The following is a 16,490-nucleotide window of genomic DNA, read 5'->3' as shown; positions in this document are numbered from 1 at the left end:
ACACGCATGATGAACACCAGACGGATTCTCTTCGGCGTTTTCGTCGCCGTGATCGCGGCCGCGAGCGGCGTCGCGGCCAATCACTGGCTGAACGGCCGCCACCACGAGGGCGATGGCGTGAGCGATGTGGCGCAGACAGCGCAGCCCGCGTCAAAAGAAAGCGCCGTGGCGCAGTTTTGGGCGATGCCGGTCAAGACAGCCGACGGCAAGCCCGAATCGCTAACTGCGCTGAAGGGCCGGCCAATTGTCGTCAACTTCTGGGCGTCATGGTGCGGCCCCTGCGTCGAGGAAATGCCGGCGCTGTCGCAACTTCAGCGCGACTACGCGGGCAAAGGCATCCAGTTCGTCGGACTTGGCGTGGATTCGGAGAAAAACGTCCAGACATTCCTGCAAAAGGTGCAAGTCGCCTATCCAGTCTACGTGACGGGCTTTGGCGGCGCCGACCTCGCGCGGGCCTTCGGCAATACGGCGGGCGGGCTGCCATTCACCGTAGTCATCGACGCCAACGGCAACATTCGCGCGACAAAATTAGGCCAGATCGATCCAAAAGCGCTGAAACAGACGCTCGACTCGCTGTAAATTTCCTAATCTTTTGACATCCGTTTGCGGCGGAAAGGCGCGAAGTTACGCGGAAATCGCGCGGAATTGGGAGAAGTTGAACCGCCGCGCAGCCGTCAAAAGAGCGCTCACAACGCGCCGTCCGTGCAGGAAACTAGACAAGTTTCTCTAATCAGCGCTAAAGTGCGCCCAATTCCACGGAAAAAGAAGCGACCATGACGCGACTGCTGGTACTGCACGGCCCCAACCTCAATCTTCTCGGCACACGGGAACCCGAGGTTTATGGCCGCGTGACGCTCCCGCAGATCGATCAGGCGCTCGCCGATCGCGCAGCGGACGCCGGGGTTGAACTGGCGTCGTTCCAGAGCAACCACGAAGGCGCGCTCGTGGATCGCATCCAGTCCGCGCGCACCGAAAAGACCGATTTCATTCTGATCAATCCCGCCGCGTACACGCACACCAGCGTGGCGATTCGCGACGCGCTGGCGGGCGTCGGTATTCCGTTCGTCGAGATTCACCTGTCGAACGTGCATCGCCGCGAGCCGTTCAGGCACCACTCGTATTTTTCCGACCAGGCCGAAGGGGTGATCTGCGGTCTCGGCTGGAAGGGCTATCTATACGCGCTCGAATTCGCGCTCGACCGGCTGGCGGCCGGTTCGTCGCGCGGCTGAATCAACAACACGTCTAATTTGCGCCGGCCGCCCACGCGCCGGCACTTCCACGCATTGAAAGGGGCTTCCTGATGGATCTACGTAAACTGAAAACTCTGATCGACCTGGTCTCGGAGTCCGGCATCTCCGAACTCGAAGTGACCGAGGGCGAAGGCAAGGTGCGCATCGTCAAGAATGCGCCGCCGGTTTACGTGCAACAGTCCCCTTCGTACGCGCCGCAGCAGTTCGCGCAGGGTGCGCCGGCCAACGGCGGCGAAGCTCCGGCCGCAGGCGCCGCGGCAGGCGCTCCGGCGACGCCGGCGGCAGCCGCTCCGCAGGGCCACGTCGTGACGTCGCCGATGGTCGGCACGTTCTATCGTGCGCCGTCGCCGGGCGCCGAGCCGTTCGTCCAGGTCGGCGATACGGTCAAGGAAGGCCAGACGATCTGCATCATCGAAGCGATGAAGCTGCTCAACGAAATCGAGTCGGACAAGTCCGGCGTCGTGAAGGAAATCCTCGTCGAAAACGGTCAGGCGGTGGAATACGGCCAGCCGCTGTTCGTGGTCGGCTAAGTGGCTCACCGCGGCGGCGCACCCGCGCCTTGCCGCGCGCATGCCGTTGCGCTCGCTGTGCCCCTTGCGTTACTGGCGCCCGTTGGGCACGGCGCGCATCCGATCTTCTGAGGCAGCCGGTGTTGTGAACAACCCGGCGCCCACTGATGAGTCGAAAACCCGCTATGTTTGAAAAAATCCTCATTGCCAATCGCGGCGAGATCGCGCTTCGTATCCAGCGCGCCTGCCGCGAACTCGGCGTCAAGACGGTCGTCGTCTATTCGGAAGCCGACAAGGAAGCCAAGTACGTGAAGCTCGCGGACGAGGCGGTCTGCATCGGCCCGGCGCCCTCGAATCTCAGCTATCTGAACATGCCCGCGCTGATCAGCGCGGCGGAAGTCACGGACGCCGAAGCGATCCACCCCGGCTACGGCTTCCTGTCGGAGAACGCCGACTTCGCCGAGCGTGTCGAGCAGTCCGGCTTCACCTTCATCGGCCCGCGCCCGGAAACGATCCGGATGATGGGCGACAAGGTGACCGCCAAGCAAACGATGATCAAAACCGGCGTGCCCTGCGTGCCGGGTTCGGAAGGCGCGTTGCCCGAAGATCCGAAAGAGATCGTGAAAATTGCGCGCCAGGTCGGCTATCCGGTCATCATCAAGGCGGCGGGCGGCGGCGGCGGCCGCGGCATGCGCGTGGTGCACACGGAAGCGGCGCTCGTCAACGCGGTCAACATGACGCGCGAAGAAGCCGGCCGCGCGTTTGGCAACCCGCAGGTCTACATGGAGAAATTCCTGGAGAACCCGCGGCACATCGAAATTCAGGTGCTGTCCGATTCGTTCAAGAACGCGGTCTGGCTCGGCGAGCGTGACTGCTCGATGCAGCGCCGTCACCAGAAGGTGATCGAGGAAGCGCCGGCGCCGGGCATCGCGCGCCGTCTGATCGACCGGATCGGCGATCGTTGCGCCGACGCCTGCAAGAAGATGGGCTATCTTGGCGCGGGTACGTTCGAGTTCCTGTACGAAAACGGCGAGTTCTACTTCATCGAAATGAACACGCGCGTGCAGGTCGAACACCCGGTGACGGAACTGATCACGGGCGTCGACATCGTGCAGGAACAGATCCGCATCGCGGCCGGCGAGAAGCTCGCGTTCCGTCAGCGCGACATCGTCTTCAAGGGTCACGCGATCGAATGCCGGATCAACGCCGAAGACCCGTTCAAGTTCATTCCGTCGCCGGGACGTTTGACGTCGTGGCACATGCCGGGCGGTCCCGGCATCCGCGTCGATTCGCATGCTTACAATGGCTATTTCGTGCCGCCGAACTATGATTCGATGATCGGCAAGCTGATCGCTTACGGCGCGACGCGCGAGCAGGCGATCAAGCGGATGCGCATCGCGCTGTCGGAAATGGTCGTGGAAGGCATTCAGACGAACATCCCGTTGCATCGCGAGTTGATGCTCGACGCGAAGTTCGTCGAAGGCGGCACGAGCATTCACTACCTCGAGAACCGGTTGGCCGCGAAGCAGCAGGCCGCGCCGGAAGAAGCGTAAGTCATGAGTTACCGGGAACTGGTCGCCGAACTGGCACGCGAGCACGCGGAGGAATTGTCCGACGCGCTGCTCGAGTTGGGCGCGCTGTCGGTGTCCGTGGAAGATGCGGACGCCGACACGCCCGATGAGCAGCCGCTCTTCGGCGAGCCCGGTCTCACGCCCGACCGCACCGCATGGCAGCATTCGCGCGTGATCGCGCTGCTTGCGCAAGAGCATGATCCCGCGGTGCTGCTCGCGGCGGCATCGAATGAAATCGGTCTCGCCGCAGCGCCGCCTTTCACCGTGCGTGAAGTCGAGGAACAGGACTGGGTGCGGCTCACGCAGTCGCAATTCGATCCGATTCCGATTGGCGAGCGGATCTGGGTCGTGCCGTCGTGGCACGACGCGCCGGACCCGAACGCGCTGATACTCGAACTCGATCCGGGCCTTGCGTTCGGCACGGGCAGCCATCCGACCACGCGTTTGTGCATGGAATGGCTGGAGCAATCGGTGAAGCCCGGACAGTCCGTGCTCGACTACGGATGCGGCTCCGGCATCCTCGCGATTCTCGCCAAAAAGTGCGGCGCGAATCCGGTGTACGGCATCGATATCGACCCGCAAGCGGTCGAGTCGGCGCGTCACAACAGCGAGCGCAACCGCGCTGAAGTCACCTACGGCTTACCCGACGAATGTCCGACCGGTGAATTCGAGATTGTGGTCGCCAATATCCTGTCCAATCCGCTCAAGCTGATGGCGTCGATGCTGTCGTCGAAGGTCAAACCCGGTGGACGGATCGCATTGTCCGGCATCCTGGCGCGCCAGGCCGACGAAGTCGCGCAGGTGTACGCGCGGTGGATCGACATCGGCGTATGGCGCGAACACGAAGGCTGGGTATGCTTAACGGGAACGCGTCGCGAAAGCCATTAGAATAAGGCGCATTGTCCAACCAACGGCCTCCTGGCTAACCGGCTCACTATGCTTCTGGCAACGCGCTGCCCCTTCTGCGAAACCGTTTTCCGCCTGCAACCGGCGCAGCTCGCGCTGCGTCGCGGGCTCGTGCGCTGTGGGCAGTGCCACGAAGTATTCGATGCATCCGGCAGCCTCTACGACATCAGCGAAGCGGGCGACTTCTCCACTGCAAGACAGGTCTCCGCAGCCGCGGCCATGGAGGCGCTTGCGGGCGTGCGCCCGAGCGGCGCGGATTTCAGCCCCTCAGCGTGGGACCCGTGGGCGCCGAGACCCACGCCGCTCTTCGAGGAACGCCTCAGGCACAACGCAGAGAACGTCTCGGCGCAGCCGCGCTACGTGGGCGCAGGTCCATCGGCGGCAGCGGGTGCAACGGATGCAGTGGGTGCTGCGCCGAAGGAACCGCGCTTGCCCGCAGGCAGCGCGCCGACGGCTGCAGCCGATCACGAACCGCTGCTCGCGGACGCACCGCTCGAACCGTTCGCGTATGACACGGAACCGGCAAGCGAACCGGCAAACGAACCAGCAACGCAGCCGCCCGCCGACGAAGCACCGCGCGTCTGGCATAAGACAGAGCGCGCTCCCGGCTCCGAGCCCGACGAACCGGTGCTGAACGAGTCGGCAAGTTTCCACGGATTCCCCGACAACGAACCGCATTTCGGCACGACCGGCGTAGGCGCGGCCGGCCTCGGCACAACGCATCCGCACCCGCATTTCGACGACGATCTCGATCTGCGCGGCCCGGCACGCGCGGCAGCCACGCCGGACGGCGAGCCGTTCTCCGTGCAGCCGGTCAACGACGACGCCGATCCGTTCCCGGTGGTGCGGGAAACCCGCCCTGCAGAGCCGCGCCGCCTTGCGTGGATCATCGGCGGATCGGTGGCGGCGGGACTGCTCGTCATCGCGTTGCTGGCGCAGCTCGCATGGTGGCAACGCGAAACGGTGCTCGTCTATATGCCGCGCAGCCAGGCGCTGTACACGAAGGTATGCGCGCAACTCGGTTGCCAGGTCACGGCGCCGCACGACATCGACGGTCTGCAGGTCGAGCCGTCCGATCTGCGGCAAGTCGACGGGCCGCATAAGCTCGAGTTGCGCATGCCGCTGCGCAACCGCTTTAACGTCGCGCTCGCCTACCCGGCGATCGAACTCACGCTGCTCGACGACCAGAACAACATCGCGCTGCGCCGCGTGCTGTTTCCGCAAGACTACGTGGCGCCGGGCACGCCGATCGCAGCCGGCCTGCCGCCGCACATGACGCAAACCATGATCGTGCGCCTCGATACGGGCAACGCGGTCGCGTCGAATTTCCGCGTACAGATTTTCTATCCGTAACGCATCCCCGCGCGTCCGGCTCGATTCGGGCGCGCTCACCGTCGTCACAGACGAACTTTCGGAGCACAACAACATGAGTCAAGTCACGCTGGGCGGTAACCCGATCGAAGTAGCCGGCAGCTTTCCGTCGGCCGGCCAGACCGCGCCCGCTTTCTCGCTGGTCGGCAAGGATTTGAAGCCGTTGTCGCTCGCCGATTTCGCGGGCAAGCGCAAGGTGCTGAACATCGTCCCGAGCCTCGACACGCCGACCTGCGCGACGTCCACCCGCAAGTTCAACGAAGCCGCCGCGAAGCTCAGCAACACGGCCGTGATCGTCGTGTCGGGCGATCTGCCGTTTGCGGCGTCGCGCTTTTGCACGACCGAAGGCATCGAGAACGTCGTGACGGCCTCGACGTTCCGCGGCCATGACTTCGCGCAGGCGTACGGCGTCGACGTCACCAGCGGTCCGTTGACGGGCCTCACCGCGCGCGCCGTCGTCGTGATCGACGAGAACGACAAGGTCGTTCACTCGGAACTGGTCAGCGAGATCAAGAACGAACCGAACTACGACGCAGCACTCGCCGCGCTGAAGTAAAACCTCGGCGTAGCAGACTCCGGCGCCGCGCTCCACGCGCGGCGCTTTCACATCGTCACCCCGATTTCTTCATTCTTTTTTTACAGGAACGCTCGCCTTGGCTACGCTGATTTGCGGCTCGCTCGCCTACGACAACATCATGACTTTCGAAGGCCGGTTCCGGGAGCACATCCTGCCGGAGCAGGTCCACATCCTGAACGTGAGTTTTCTGGTGCCGACGATGCGCCGCGAGTTCGGCGGCTGCGCGGGCAACATCGCCTATTCGCTGAATCTGCTCGGCGGCGACGCGCGCATCATGGGCACGCTCGGCGAGGTCGACGCGCAGCTTTACATGGACCGCTTCAGGCAGCTCGGGCTGTCGACGGAAAACGTGCTGGTCGTGCCGGGCACCTATTCGGCGCAGGCGATGATCACCACCGACCTCGAGAACAACCAGATCACCGCGTTCCATCCGGGCGCGATGATGCAGTCGCATCTGAACCGCGCGGACGAAGCGAAGGACATCACGCTCGGCATCGTCGCGCCGGACGGCTACGACGGCATGATCCAGCACGCCGAGCATCTTGCCGCAGCGGGCGTGCCGTTTATCTTCGATCCGGGCCAAGGACTGCCGCTCTTCGACGGTGCTGCACTGCGGCGCATGATTGAACTTGCGACCTATGTAGCTGTCAACGATTACGAAGCCAAACTTGTGAGCAACAAGACGGGTTGGTCGATCGAGGAGATCGCCGGCAAGGTCGAAGCGCTCATCGTCACGCTCGGCGAACACGGTGCGCAGATTCATCATGCGGGCGGCGTCGAAGACATTCCCGCCGTCAAGGCACAGCAGGTGCTCGACCCGACAGGATGCGGCGACGCGTTTCGCGGCGGCTTGCTGTACGGCATCGAAAAGAAGCTTGGCTGGGCGACCACGGGCCGTCTCGCGAGCCTCATGGGCGCACTGAAGATCGAACAGCAGGGTCCGCAAAATTACGCGCCCACCCGGGCGCAGATCAACGAACGGTTCAAGCAGGCGTTCGGGTACGACCTGCCGTAATACCGAAAGCTATTGGAGTTAGGGAATGAGAACAACGAGTCGCCTGATAGTGGCCGCCTTGATCGCCGGTTCGCTGGCCATGTCGGGGTGTGCGTATAACAGCAGTTCCGCCGACGTCTACACCGCGTCGCAGGCGCAGCGCGAGGAAACGGTCCGCATGGGCATGGTCGACAGCGTGCGCGCCGTCAAGATCAGCTCGAACAACGGTCAGCCGAGCGGCCTCGGTGCGATCGGCGGCGGCGCGCTCGGCGCGGTGGCCGGCAGCACTATCGGCGGCGGCACGGGCTCGATCGTCACCGGCATTATTGGCGGTCTGGCGGGTGCGGTGGCGGGCAACTCGGTCGAGAACCGGGTGGCCGTGCGCGACGGTCTGGAAATTACCGTGCGGCTCGATAACGGCGACATTCGCGCGATCACGCAAAGCTCAACCGGCGAGATTTTCCGCGCCGGCGACCGCGTCCGGCTGCTTTCCAGCGGCGGCGTCACGCGCGTCACGCACTAAGCTTTCCCCTCTCGAGCGGCCAGCTTCATGCGGCCGCATCGACCTCACACGCATGCCCTCCCCTGTGCATGCGTTTTTTTTCGCCTGCGAATTCATGCTGCTTCCGTTTGTATCGACTCGTACGGACGAAAAAAATCCCGTCGCCGAAACCGGCAACGGGATCCTGACCGAGTAGCGCTCGCGAGACTGTGTGAAGCGCTACTCGATCATCGACACATCATGCGATGCGTCGAAGTACTGCTACCGCTGAACAGCCCGATTACGGACGGCTGCCCGTCGGGAACGGCCATGCTGCTGCCGGGTTCAGCGCGGTCTTCACCGTTGCTGCCGGTGCGCTCGAAACGGAAGTCGCAGCGGGTGCAGGTGCAGCCTTCTTGGCAACAGCCTTCTTCGCAGGCGCGGCCTTCTTCGCGGGAGCAGCAGCGGCCTTCTTCGCAGGAGCAGCCTTCTTGGCAGGCGCAGCCTTTTTAGCAGCAGCCTTCTTCGCAGGCGCAGCCTTCTTCGCAGCAGCCTTCTTGGCAGGCGCGGCTTTCTTCGCAGCAGCCTTCTTCGCAGGCGCGGCCTTCTTCGCAGCGGCCTTCTTGGCCGGCGCTGCCTTCTTCGCAGTCGCCTTCTTCGCCGGTGCAGCCTTCTTCGCTGCAGCCTTCTTCGCCGGCGCTGCCTTCTTCGCTGCTACCTTCTTGGCCGGTGCTGCTTTCTTCGCTGCGGTCTTCTTGGCCGGCGCAGCCTTCTTCGCTGCTACCTTCTTCGCCGGCGCTGCCTTCTTCGCCGCTACCTTCTTAGCCGGAGCAGCCTTCTTCGCTGCTACCTTCTTGGCCGGTGCGGCCTTCTTCGCCGGAGCTGCCTTCTTTGCTGCGACCTTCTTTGCTGCAGGCTTCTTAGCGGCGGCTTTCTTTGCAGTTGCCATCATTTTCTCCTTCAGGTTTTCAGATGAGAGTCAGTTCAAACTACACCCTTCGTCAAAACCCGCTTCCCGCGGACGCTTCTCAGGGCGCGCGCTACGAAGCGGGCTATTCATCGGCGTACGCAGGTGCCGCGCGCTTACGCTAATGAATGCGGTAAGGCGCGCCGTGCCGCAAGGCACCGCGCGCCAAATGTCATCGGCGTTGGAAATCAACGCCGGCAATTGCTTGATCGAGCCGACGGCGATACCGCCGACGGCTTTTTCCGGGGGGAAGTTTGCCCATCCCACTGAAGGGTTCGCAAAGTGCCGGTCATGTTTGTGGGCCGCGAAGGCACGCGGCGCACGAGGCACGCTTTGCATCAGGCGGTTCAGCTCCTAAACATAATCGCCGCAGCCGAAGCCACGGCATCCCCATCGATGAATACATCGCGGTACGAACCCGGATCACTCCCAGGTCAGCGCGCCGCCAGTCTGATATTCGATCACACGCGTCTCGAAGAAGTTGCGTTCCTTCTTCAGGTCGATCATCTCGCTCATCCACGGGAACGGGTTTTCCTCGTTCGGGTACAGCGGATCGAGACCGATCTGCTGGCAACGGCGGTTGCAGATGAAGCGCAGATAGCTCTTGAACATCGACGCATTGAGGCCGAGCACCCCGCGCGGCATCGTGTCTTCCGCGTAACGATATTCGAGTTCGACCGCTTGCTGGAAGATCTCGCGGATTTCCGCGCGGAACTCAGCCGTCCAGAGTTGCGGGTTTTCGAGTTTGATCTGGTTGATCAGGTCGATGCCGAAGTTGCAGTGCATCGACTCGTCGCGCAGGATGTACTGATACTGTTCCGCCGCGCCGGTCATCTTGTTCTGGCGGCCAAGCGCCAGGATTTGCGTAAAGCCGACGTAGAAGAAGAGGCCTTCCATCACACAGGCGAACACGATCAGCGAGCGAAGCAGAGTCTGGTCTGTCTCGAGCGTGCCGGTCTTGAAGCCCGGATCGGTCAGCACATTGATGTACGGAATCAGGAACTCGTCTTTCGCGCGGATCGAGGGAACCTCGTGATACGCGTTGAAGATTTCGCCTTCGTCCAGACCCAGCGATTCGACGATGTACTGGTATGCGTGCGTGTGGATCGCCTCTTCGAACGCCTGGCGCAGCAGGAACTGGCGGCATTCGGGCGCCGTGATATGGCGGTAGGTGCCCAGCACGATATTGTTGGCGGCGAGGGAATCGGCCGTCACGAAGAAGCCCAGGTTGCGCTTGACGACGCGGCGCTCGTCTTCGGTCAGACCGTTCGGGTCTTTCCACAGGGCGATGTCGCGCGACATGTTCACTTCTTGTGGCATCCAGTGGTTGGCGCAACCAGCCAGATACTTTTCCCAGGCCCACTTGTATTTGAACGGCACCAACTGATTGACGTCGGTCTGGCCGTTGATGATGCGCTTGTCGGCGACATTCACCCGCGCTTCGGAAACGGCAGCCGTTCCAGCAGCACGAGCAACGTTAGCAGCGGGAGCGACAGCGATGTCGTTCGCGAAGATGTCTGAAGCCGAGGGAGCATGAGGAGCGGAACGCGTTTCGACTTGCGAACCGACAGCCGATCCCGCAGCGTTGCGCAACACGTTCTGTTGCGTAGCGCTCGAGGGAGTTACGGCAGTGATCTCGTCATCCCAGTTGAGCATAAATGTCACCATCAATTTAGAACGGTTTGTACCATCTTTTCACGAGCGATAAAAGAGTCCGCTTGCGAAAAATCCTGTTTTCGATTCGCGTTGCTACGTTCATACAACACTTTGTTCAACAGACTGTGAACGTTGCCTTGAGTGATGCGACTTCAAGCTGTGTCGTCGAGGTGCTTCGCGAGCTCGAAGAGCAACGTGTCCGAGCGACGTTTCGCTGCTCTATCTATCTGTATTGCGGAGTGCGGTTGCTGTGTACTGCACTTCGATGTGCACTTCGATGCGCGTTGCGGGTTCGTCCGCGCTAGCGAGATGAAGTTCAATGCGATGTCGCGCGATGCATGTGGCCGGTTGCGTTGTTCGCTGCGTCGTTTCATCGCTGCATCATTTCATCGCTGCGTCGCTGCGTTGATTGAAGCGTTGGTGAAGCGGCGATTGAAGCGGCGGGTCTTGCAGTCGGTGTCGTCTTGCGCGCTTCGTGACATGCCGACTCGTTGCTTCTCTACTTCACTTTGCAACGGTCCGACGATGAGCGGTGCGGCCTTCGACTTCATCCACCTTGCTGCCGCGCCGCTCGTCGGCTTATCTCTGCTTCATCTCTATCAGGTTCGTCGATCGCTGCATGCGGGTCATTACCTAGAACGCTCCAGCAAACAACGAACCTGCTTACTCGTACCACTCACTGCGACTGCCTGCTTCTACTGCTCGCTCTTGCCGCTTACTGGCAAGCCTCGCACTCGTCGAAGCCAGGATCGCCCGGACGCATCATGCACACGGGACCGTCCGCTTCGGGCGCTGCTTCCACTGCAACTGCCGGCGCTGCCGCCGTTGCCTGGAAACCGCCGACACCCGCACCGCCGCTCACGCCGAAGCCGCCTGCCGCGCCGCCGCCGACACCACCGGCACCGCCCGCACCTTCGCCGCCGCCCGAGCTCACTGCGTTCAACGCGCCGTGAGCGACCGTCGACTTCTCGACGTGCGTGGCCGCCATCGTGCGCAGGTAGTACGTGGTCTTCAGACCGCGCACCCATGCGAGCTTGTAGATCTCGTCGAGCTTCTTACCCGATGCGCCACCCATGTAGATGTTCAGCGACTGCGCCTGGTCGATCCACTTCTGACGACGCGACGCCGCTTCGACCAGCCACTTCGGATCGACTTCGAACGCGGTCGCGTAGATCGCGCGGAGGTCCGCCGGAATGCGGTCGATGCGCGAGAGCGTGCCGTCGAAGTACTTCAGGTCGGCGACCATCACTTCGTCCCACAGACCACGGGCCTTCAGGTCGCGCACCAGGTAGTCGTTGACCACCGTGAATTCGCCCGACAGGTTCGACTTCACATACAGGTTCTGGAACGTCGGCTCGATGCAGGCCGACACGCCGATGATGTTCGAGATGGTCGCGGTCGGCGCGATCGCGATGCAGTTCGAGTTGCGCATGCCGTAGGTGGCGATGCGCTGACGCAGTTCGGTCCAGTCCATCGACTCGCTCGAATCGACTTCGACATAGCCGCCGCGCGCGTCGGCCAGCAGCTTGACCGAGTCTTGCGGAAGAATGCCGCGATCCCACAGCGAGCCGCGATAGCTCGAGTAACGGCCGCGCTCCTGCGCCAGTTCCGTCGACGCGTAGTAAGCGTAGTAGCAGACCGCTTCCATCGACGTGTCGGCGAACTTCACCGCTTCTTCCGACGCGTACGGCGTGCGCAGCAGATGCAGGCAGTCCTGGAAGCCCATGATGCCCATGCCGACCGGACGATGCTTCAGGTTCGAGTTACGCGCCTTGGCGACTGCGTAGTAGTTGATGTCGATCACGTTGTCGAGCATGCGCATCGCGACGCTGACGGTGCGCTTGAGCTTGTCGTGGTCGAGCACGAGCGTGCCGTCGGCCTGTTCCTTCAGATGCGCGACGAGGTTCACCGAGCCCAGGTTGCAGACGGCGATTTCAGCGTCGCTCGTGTTCAGCGTGATTTCGGTGCACAGGTTCGACGAGTGGACGACGCCGACGTGCTGTTGCGGCGAGCGCACATTGCACGGGTCCTTGAACGTGATCCACGGATGGCCGGTTTCGAACAGCATGCCGAGCATCTTGCGCCACAGTTGCGCCGCCGGAACCTTCTTGAAGAGCTTGATCTCGCCGCGCGCGACCTTGTCTTCGTAAGCCGTGTAAGCCGCTTCGAACTCGGCGCCGAACTTGTCGTGCAGATCCGGGCAGGTGGACGGCGAGAACAGCGTCCAGTCGCCGCCTTCCATCACGCGCTTCATGAACAGGTCGGGAATCCAGTTCGCCGTGTTCATGTCGTGCGTGCGGCGACGGTCGTCGCCGGTGTTCTTGCGCAGCTCCAGGAATTCTTCGATGTCGAGGTGCCACGTTTCCAGGTACGCGCACACCGCGCCCTTGCGCTTGCCGCCCTGGTTCACGGCGACGGCCGTGTCATTCACCACCTTCAGGAACGGCACGACGCCTTGCGACTTGCCATTGGTGCCCTTGATGTGCGAGCCGAGCGCACGCACACGCGTCCAGTCGTTGCCGAGACCGCCGGCGAACTTCGAGAGCAGCGCGTTTTCCTTCAGCGCTTCGTAGATGCCGTCGAGGTCGTCGTCGACCGTGGTCAGGTAGCACGACGACAGTTGTGAGCGGCGCGTGCCCGAGTTGAACAGCGTCGGCGTGGACGACATGAAGTCGAAGCTCGACAGCACGTTGTAAAACTCGATCGCGCGCGCTTCACGGTCGATCTCGTTCAGCGACAGGCCCATTGCGACACGCATAAAGAATGCCTGGGGCATTTCGATACGCACGCCGTCGTGATGCAGGAAGTAGCGGTCGTACAGCGTTTGCAGACCGAGGTAGCCGAACTGCAGGTCGCGGTTGTTATCGAGCGCGGCGCCCAGACGCTTCAGGTCGAACTGCAGCAGCTTGTCGTCGAGCAACTCGGCTTGCACGCCGCGCTTGATGAACTGCGGGAAGTACTCGGCGTAACGCTCGCCCATTTCGGCTTGCGTGACTTCTTCTTCGAGAATCTCGCGGCGGATCGTGTGCAGCAGAATGCGCGCGGTGACCTGGCTGTAAGCCGGGTCCTTTTCGATCATCGTGCGAGCGGCCAGGATCGCCGAGTCGTAGACCTGGCTCATCGGCACGCCGTCGTACAGATTCTTGACCGTTTCAGCGACGATCGGCTCGGCGCTCACGGCGTCGCCCAGGTTCGCGCAAGCGGACTCGATGATGCCGCGCAGCGCAGCCATGTCGAGCGGACGCGACACGCCGTTGTCGGTAACGGTGAGGCCCGGCGTGCTGCCGGCCACCTGTTCGTCGTGACCGCGCGCCTGGGTGCGCTTCTCGCGATACAGCACGTAAGCACGCGCGACGTTGTGCTCGCCGCCGCGCATCAGCGCGAGTTCGACCTGATCCTGAATGTCTTCGATATGGAACGTGCCGCCGTTCGGACGGCTGCGCACCAGCGCGCGCACCACGTTCTGCGTGAGTTGCTCGACCAGTTCGCGCACGCGTGCGGATGCCGCGCCCTGACCACCGTTGACAGCGAGGAATGCCTTCGTCACGGCGATGGCGATCTTCGACGGCTCGAACGACACCACGCTGCCGTTGCGGCGGATCACCTTGTAGTCGGCGTACGTCGCTTGCGGCGCGAGCGCCTGGGCGCCTTGTGCCTGGCCGAAAGCCTGGCCAGTCGGTGATCCCTCATACCGGGTCGTCGCGTTGTCGGTGGTTTGCATGTGCAAAGCTCCTGGTCCTGGAAATGTTGCGGCGAGTGCCGCGGATTAAAACGAACGCTGCGCCGCGTGCGCGAGCGATGGGGTGCAGGAAAGAGGCCGGCCTCGGCGGCTGACGGAATGCGACTGCGATGAAGCCTGATTCGAATTCGTAACGGTCTTCGTCGTAGTTCTCGCGATCACTCTCAGCCCCTTTCCTGATGCTTATGGTTGCCGCCGGTTGGTTCGCGCTTGCCCCGCGCTCTACCCGCTCTTACGTTTCACCGGCCGCCCTGCAGGAATTCTTTTTCGCTGCCTGGAATGCTTGCGGCGCCATGCTCGGAGAGCGGGGCGCCGCAGACTTGTGCACTATGTTATGCACTTGGTTATTCACACAGTTATACACAGGACACACAACATCTAGTGCGTAACTGAATTTGTGGCACCAAGTATAGTGGACTTTCAAGACAGATCAAATCGTTTTATTTATCCGAAACGTATTGACTTTTGGCTCGCGCGACGCGAAGCCGGCTCCCCGGAGAGCGAGGCTGCGCCTCGTTCTCCTCGCATCACGCGAGCTCGCGCGAACGGCCGTTACCGCGTTTTGGAAAACTTGAGATAGGGGAAATACCGATCCGCGAGCGAGGTGTCGCGTTGCAGGCGCGCCCATTCGAAGTGGGGGCCCGGATCGGTCTTGCGGCCGGGCGCAATGTCGGAGTGTCCGGCGAGGGCTTCGATCGGATAACGTGCCGCGAGCGCTCTCACGAGCGCGCTCAGCGTGCGGTATTGAGCCGCCTCGAAAGCAGTTGTGTCACTGCCTTCGAGTTCGATGCCGATGGAGAAATCATTGCAACGCTCGCGGCCGAAAAAATTCGACGGTCCCGCGTGCCACGCGCGCTCGTTGCACGACACGAACTGTTCGAGGGCGCCGTCGCGATGAATCACGAAATGCGCCGACACGCGCACGCCGCGCAGATGCGCGTCGTAATACGGGTGAGCGTCGCAATCGAGTGTATTGAGGAAGAGTTCGGCGATAGCCGTGCCGCCGAATTCATTGGGCGGCAAGCTGATGTTGTGCACCACGATCAGCGTGGGCACCGCGCCTTGTGGCCGCGCCTCGAAGTTCGGCGACGGCAGTTTGCGTGCTTGCGCGGCCCAACCGTCTGCGTCGACGGTGAACTCGACGCTCATCGGGCGTCGCGGCCCGTGGGTCGCGTGCCGTGCCGCTGCGCGTGCGCGGCGCTGCAGAACACCTGGCCCGCCACGACCACCGAGTCGCTCTTCGGCGCATGCACGCCGCACTCGACACAACGGATCATCGGCTCCGCGAGTTGCGGCGCCTCGGGCTGACGCGCGGCGCCGTTGCCGTTATTGGCAGCGCCGCGCGCGCCGCCAGCACCGGTACGTTGCGCGGTGTGCGCGTCATGACGGCGCAGCGCCTTCACGAGCCACTGCCCGACGATGAACAACACGATCAGCAAAAAGATTTGTCGCATGGGACACGCTCACACTACAGCTCGGTGCAACAGCACCTCGAAAACAAAACGGCTGCCGACGTACGCCAGCAGCAACGCGACGAACGAAGCCAGCACCCAGCGCAATGCGGCACGGCCGCGCCAGCCGGACACCTTGCGCGCCGTCAAGAGCGCGCCGAACATCACCCACGAAAGAATCGCGAACACGGTCTTGTGATCGAGCCGCAGCGCGCGGTCGACCAGTTGCTCGCTGAACAGAATGCCCGATACCAGCGTCAGCGTGAGCAGCACGAAGCCCGCGCCGATCAGACGGAACAGCAGCTTCTCGAGCGTGAGCAACGGCGGCAGTGTATCGAGCCAACTGGAGAGCCAGCCGTTGCCCGCTGCGGCCACATGCCGCTGCGCGACGCCGCCGCGCATCGCATGAAGACGCCGCTCGACGAGCAGCATCAGAACGGCGTGCAGCGCCGCGATCGCGAACAGGCCATACGCGATGTTGGCGATCAGGAAGTGCAGCTTGAACATGGGCGCGGCCGAATACGGCAGCACACGCACGCCGTTGAACGCGAGCGGCAGCAGCGACGCGACGCAGGCGAGCGGCAAGACCAGCAGACGCAAGCCGTCGAGCGGAAAGAAAAAGCTCTCTATCCAATAGATGCCGGCGCCGAGCCAGAACATCGCGGAGAGCGCGAAGGCGAAGCCGAACACCATCGCGTTCTGCGGGAAGATCGTGGTGTGCAGCAGCACGCCGTGCGCGAGCAGCGCGACGAACAGCAGCGCGCGGCCCGATGAGCTCATGCCCGACGCCGCGGCCCCGGCGAACCCGGAACGCGCGTCGGCCGCGGTTGCCGCGCCGGCCGGCATGGGCGCGACGCTCTCCAGCATGGAGCGCGATCCGGCGTGCCGGTGCGAGCGCCAGCCCGCTACGGCGAGTCCGCCGTACAGGAGCGCGGTGAGGGCATACAGTACAATATCCATATTCGAAGTTTACACTAGGCCCCCGCCCCGCGACGTCTTCCACTTCGCGCCCGCCCGG

The 16,490-nt window shown here is 62.9% G+C and carries 17 protein-coding genes; 9 read left to right on the top strand and 8 right to left on the bottom strand.

Annotated elements, in window-relative coordinates; all coding sequences use genetic code 11:
- Positions 1 to 9 precede the first annotated feature (9 nt).
- The 9 genes from BGRAMDRAFT_RS25985 (at position 10) to BGRAMDRAFT_RS25945 (ending at position 7,701) form a co-directional block, all read left to right on the top strand.
- The gene (locus BGRAMDRAFT_RS25985) at positions 10 to 579 is read left to right on the top strand and encodes a TlpA family protein disulfide reductase (protein ID WP_044021888.1); all 570 of its coding nucleotides are present in this window, start codon (positions 10 to 12) and stop codon (positions 577 to 579) included.
- 194 nt (positions 580 to 773) lie between these two features.
- Positions 774 to 1,229, top strand: a complete 456-nt coding sequence (aroQ, locus tag BGRAMDRAFT_RS25980) for a type II 3-dehydroquinate dehydratase (protein WP_006051861.1) — start codon at positions 774 to 776, stop codon at positions 1,227 to 1,229.
- Positions 1,230 to 1,300: 71 nt separating this feature from the next.
- Positions 1,301 to 1,780 (top strand): acetyl-CoA carboxylase biotin carboxyl carrier protein, encoded by a 480-nt coding sequence (gene accB / locus BGRAMDRAFT_RS25975; protein WP_006051860.1) that lies wholly within the window; start codon positions 1,301 to 1,303, stop codon positions 1,778 to 1,780.
- 164 nt (positions 1,781 to 1,944) lie between these two features.
- Positions 1,945 to 3,312, top strand: coding sequence for an acetyl-CoA carboxylase biotin carboxylase subunit (accC, locus tag BGRAMDRAFT_RS25970; protein ID WP_006051859.1), 1,368 nt, complete (start codon positions 1,945 to 1,947; stop codon positions 3,310 to 3,312).
- A 3-nt stretch (positions 3,313 to 3,315) separates the two neighbouring features.
- Complete coding sequence (gene prmA, locus BGRAMDRAFT_RS25965; RefSeq protein ID WP_006051858.1) at positions 3,316 to 4,218, top strand: 50S ribosomal protein L11 methyltransferase; 903 nt, start codon at positions 3,316 to 3,318, stop codon at positions 4,216 to 4,218.
- A 48-nt stretch (positions 4,219 to 4,266) separates the two neighbouring features.
- Positions 4,267 to 5,589, top strand: a complete 1,323-nt coding sequence (locus BGRAMDRAFT_RS25960) for a zinc-ribbon and DUF3426 domain-containing protein (RefSeq protein WP_006051857.1) — start codon at positions 4,267 to 4,269, stop codon at positions 5,587 to 5,589.
- 73 nt (positions 5,590 to 5,662) lie between these two features.
- Positions 5,663 to 6,163, top strand: a complete 501-nt coding sequence (gene tpx, locus BGRAMDRAFT_RS25955) for a thiol peroxidase (protein WP_006051856.1) — start codon at positions 5,663 to 5,665, stop codon at positions 6,161 to 6,163.
- A gap of 97 nt (positions 6,164 to 6,260) precedes the next feature.
- Complete coding sequence (locus BGRAMDRAFT_RS25950; protein WP_006051855.1) at positions 6,261 to 7,199, top strand: carbohydrate kinase family protein; 939 nt, start codon at positions 6,261 to 6,263, stop codon at positions 7,197 to 7,199.
- A gap of 25 nt (positions 7,200 to 7,224) precedes the next feature.
- On the top strand, positions 7,225 to 7,701 hold the full coding sequence (locus BGRAMDRAFT_RS25945; protein ID WP_006051854.1) for an outer membrane lipoprotein: 477 nt from the start codon (positions 7,225 to 7,227) through the stop codon (positions 7,699 to 7,701).
- Positions 7,702 to 7,960: 259 nt separating this feature from the next.
- Here BGRAMDRAFT_RS25945 and BGRAMDRAFT_RS34035 read toward each other — a convergent pair whose 3' ends face one another.
- The 8 genes from BGRAMDRAFT_RS34035 to BGRAMDRAFT_RS25910 form a co-directional block, all read right to left on the bottom strand.
- Positions 7,961 to 8,608, bottom strand: a complete 648-nt coding sequence (locus BGRAMDRAFT_RS34035) for a histone H1-like DNA-binding protein (protein WP_006051852.1) — start codon at positions 8,606 to 8,608, stop codon at positions 7,961 to 7,963.
- A 30-nt stretch (positions 8,609 to 8,638) separates the two neighbouring features.
- A complete protein-coding gene (locus tag BGRAMDRAFT_RS34030) occupies positions 8,639 to 8,965 on the bottom strand; it encodes a hypothetical protein (protein WP_006051851.1) in 327 nt (108 codons plus the stop codon).
- An 84-nt stretch (positions 8,966 to 9,049) separates the two neighbouring features.
- A complete protein-coding gene (locus BGRAMDRAFT_RS25930) occupies positions 9,050 to 10,282 on the bottom strand; it encodes a ribonucleotide-diphosphate reductase subunit beta (protein WP_081653099.1) in 1,233 nt (410 codons plus the stop codon).
- Between the two features lie 386 nt (positions 10,283 to 10,668).
- Positions 10,669 to 10,833 carry a hypothetical protein gene (locus BGRAMDRAFT_RS34735; RefSeq protein WP_157140680.1) on the bottom strand — a complete coding sequence of 55 codons (165 nt, stop codon included), beginning with the start codon at positions 10,831 to 10,833 and terminating at the stop codon, positions 10,669 to 10,671.
- A gap of 164 nt (positions 10,834 to 10,997) precedes the next feature.
- Positions 10,998 to 14,003 carry a ribonucleoside-diphosphate reductase subunit alpha gene (locus BGRAMDRAFT_RS25925; protein ID WP_006051848.1) on the bottom strand — a complete coding sequence of 1,002 codons (3,006 nt, stop codon included), beginning with the start codon at positions 14,001 to 14,003 and terminating at the stop codon, positions 10,998 to 11,000.
- A gap of 570 nt (positions 14,004 to 14,573) precedes the next feature.
- A complete protein-coding gene (gene ampD / locus BGRAMDRAFT_RS25920) occupies positions 14,574 to 15,170 on the bottom strand; it encodes a 1,6-anhydro-N-acetylmuramyl-L-alanine amidase AmpD (RefSeq protein ID WP_006051847.1) in 597 nt (198 codons plus the stop codon).
- Positions 15,167 to 15,475 carry a PP0621 family protein gene (locus BGRAMDRAFT_RS25915; RefSeq protein WP_006051846.1) on the bottom strand — a complete coding sequence of 103 codons (309 nt, stop codon included), beginning with the start codon at positions 15,473 to 15,475 and terminating at the stop codon, positions 15,167 to 15,169. Before BGRAMDRAFT_RS25915 ends, ampD begins: the two co-directional genes overlap by 4 nt.
- Before the next feature lie 9 nt (positions 15,476 to 15,484).
- A complete protein-coding gene (locus tag BGRAMDRAFT_RS25910) occupies positions 15,485 to 16,432 on the bottom strand; it encodes a cytochrome C assembly family protein (protein WP_006051845.1) in 948 nt (315 codons plus the stop codon).
- Positions 16,433 to 16,490 lie beyond the last annotated feature (58 nt).

It is taken from the genome of Paraburkholderia graminis C4D1M, assembly GCF_000172415.1.
GTDB classification, from domain to species: domain Bacteria; phylum Pseudomonadota; class Gammaproteobacteria; order Burkholderiales; family Burkholderiaceae; genus Paraburkholderia; species Paraburkholderia graminis.
Note: the sequence above shows the minus strand (reverse complement) of the source record. Positions and strands in the feature narration are given on the sequence as shown.

Excerpts from the sequence above, each read along its gene's own strand:
- BGRAMDRAFT_RS25925 (WP_006051848.1), bottom strand. The coding sequence starts at position 14,003 with ATGCAAACCACCGACAACGCGACGACCCGGTATGAGGGATCACCGACT.
- ampD (WP_006051847.1), bottom strand. The coding sequence starts at position 15,170 with ATGAGCGTCGAGTTCACCGTCGACGCAGACGGTTGGGCCGCGCAAGCA.
- BGRAMDRAFT_RS34035 (WP_006051852.1), bottom strand. The coding sequence starts at position 8,608 with ATGGCAACTGCAAAGAAAGCCGCCGCTAAGAAGCCTGCAGCAAAGAAG.
- BGRAMDRAFT_RS25915 (WP_006051846.1), bottom strand. The coding sequence starts at position 15,475 with ATGCGACAAATCTTTTTGCTGATCGTGTTGTTCATCGTCGGGCAGTGG.
- tpx (WP_006051856.1), top strand. The coding sequence starts at position 5,663 with ATGAGTCAAGTCACGCTGGGCGGTAACCCGATCGAAGTAGCCGGCAGC.
- BGRAMDRAFT_RS25985 (WP_044021888.1), top strand. The coding sequence starts at position 10 with ATGAACACCAGACGGATTCTCTTCGGCGTTTTCGTCGCCGTGATCGCG.
- prmA (WP_006051858.1), top strand. The coding sequence starts at position 3,316 with ATGAGTTACCGGGAACTGGTCGCCGAACTGGCACGCGAGCACGCGGAG.
- BGRAMDRAFT_RS25960 (WP_006051857.1), top strand. The coding sequence starts at position 4,267 with ATGCTTCTGGCAACGCGCTGCCCCTTCTGCGAAACCGTTTTCCGCCTG.
- accB (WP_006051860.1), top strand. The coding sequence starts at position 1,301 with ATGGATCTACGTAAACTGAAAACTCTGATCGACCTGGTCTCGGAGTCC.
- BGRAMDRAFT_RS34735 (WP_157140680.1), bottom strand. The coding sequence starts at position 10,833 with ATGAAGTCGAAGGCCGCACCGCTCATCGTCGGACCGTTGCAAAGTGAA.
- aroQ (WP_006051861.1), top strand. The coding sequence starts at position 774 with ATGACGCGACTGCTGGTACTGCACGGCCCCAACCTCAATCTTCTCGGC.
- BGRAMDRAFT_RS34030 (WP_006051851.1), bottom strand. The coding sequence starts at position 8,965 with ATGCAAAGCGTGCCTCGTGCGCCGCGTGCCTTCGCGGCCCACAAACAT.
- BGRAMDRAFT_RS25945 (WP_006051854.1), top strand. The coding sequence starts at position 7,225 with ATGAGAACAACGAGTCGCCTGATAGTGGCCGCCTTGATCGCCGGTTCG.
- BGRAMDRAFT_RS25930 (WP_081653099.1), bottom strand. The coding sequence starts at position 10,282 with ATGCTCAACTGGGATGACGAGATCACTGCCGTAACTCCCTCGAGCGCT.
- BGRAMDRAFT_RS25910 (WP_006051845.1), bottom strand. The coding sequence starts at position 16,432 with ATGGATATTGTACTGTATGCCCTCACCGCGCTCCTGTACGGCGGACTC.
- accC (WP_006051859.1), top strand. The coding sequence starts at position 1,945 with ATGTTTGAAAAAATCCTCATTGCCAATCGCGGCGAGATCGCGCTTCGT.